Annotated in this window: 1 protein-coding gene and 1 pseudogene; both read right to left on the bottom strand. The window is 65.0% G+C overall.

The features are described from left to right. Positions 1-269: pseudogene (locus tag C0V97_RS17870) on the bottom strand (N-acetylmuramic acid 6-phosphate etherase); the annotation flags it as partial. Then, a partial coding sequence (locus C0V97_RS17865) for a sodium:solute symporter family transporter (RefSeq protein ID WP_127103750.1) occupies positions 262-1,393 on the bottom strand: 1,132 nt, incomplete at its 5' end. The gene C0V97_RS17865 and the pseudogene C0V97_RS17870, both read right to left, overlap by 8 nt.

The raw sequence follows: 1,393 nt of genomic DNA, 5'->3' as shown, positions 1-1,393 counted from the left end.
GGGGGGGGGGAACCCCCCCCCCCCCCCGCCCCCCCCCCCCCCCCCGCCGTACCGGCGCCCACATAAAAGAGCCGCCCCCCGGCGCGCAGCCTCGGCAGGGCTGCCTCGACGGCAGTTTCCAAAGCCGGTACGGCGGCGCGCACGAGCGCCGTTGCCGCCATCTGGGCTTCGGCAAGCGCATCAAGAATGGTTGCGGTTGGCCAGAGCTCTATAGTCGCGTAGCGCGGGTCGTGATGTTCTGTCTGGAGGGAGGCGAGCGTTTCAGTCACGACGAGGCTCCGGGCGGTTTGGGGAAGATGACGCAAGACGAGCGGGAGCAGGCGCGGGGAAAAGCAGCCTGACCAGAACGGCCACGCCAAGGTGGAGCAGGATCCCCAGGGGCACAAGCCAGGAAAAAGCGATCGCTGGGCCACCATATTGCCCGACGACCAGGACCACGGCCATGAGGCCAAGCGAGACGATGAACCCAATCATGACAGCCCGCCTTCCCAGCCCGGGCAGGAACAGTGCTGAGAAAAAGGCGCCCAATGTGGGGCCATAGGACCATCCCGCAACGGTCAGCCCCAGAATGACCGCTGATTGGCTGCCCATAGTGAATAGCGCTGCCCCCAGAAGCAGAACGCCCCCCCAGAACAACGTCATGAAGCGCGGTGCAGAGAGCGGCCCGGGGCGATAGCCCAGCGCCCTCATGCATCGCTCGATCAGACTGCGTGGAGCAGGCCCGAAATCGGTCAGGCTGGCTCCCGCCATGGCATTGAGGGTGGAGGAGAGCGATCCCATCGTGGCGCTCAACACCCCTGCGATCAGCAGGCCCGTAATTCCGGCAGGCAGGCTCTCGATCATGAAATGCGGAAACAGTGCATCCGGCGAGGCGAGGCCCTGGGCAACAAGACTCTGTCCGGCCCGTGCAATCCAGAGCTGCACACCCAGGAGGGAAAGCAGACCGAATAACAAGGCCACCACAACAGCGCTGCCCATCAGGGCCAGACGTGCGGCCCCCAGACTACGCGCGGCCAGAACGCGCTGCACCATGAGTTGGTCCGTCCCATGAGACGCGACAGACAGAATGGCGCCCCCAACCAGAGCGGCGCCGACAGTGAAGGGGTCACTGAGCCAGTTGCCCGGGCCGGTAGGATGGAAAAAACGCAACAGCCCCGCTTGTGCAGCAGCCTGCCAACCTGCGCCACTCAGGGTCGGGGCCAGAAACATCACGCAGAACAGCGCACCGAACCCATATACCCCAAGCTGAATGGCATCAGACCAGACCACAGCCCGTAATCCGCCGAGCATCGTATACCCAAGCGTGAATATCAGGATGAGCGCGAGCACCCCCCAGCGGCCCAGAGGCAGCCCCGACTGCGCAAGCAACCAGACAATGGGCAGAGCCCCGGCA

It is taken from the genome of Asaia sp. W19 (assembly GCF_003994335.1).
GTDB lineage: Bacteria > Pseudomonadota > Alphaproteobacteria > Acetobacterales > Acetobacteraceae > Asaia.
The sequence above is the reverse complement of the archived record's forward strand: the minus strand, read 5'-3'. Positions and strand labels throughout refer to the sequence as shown.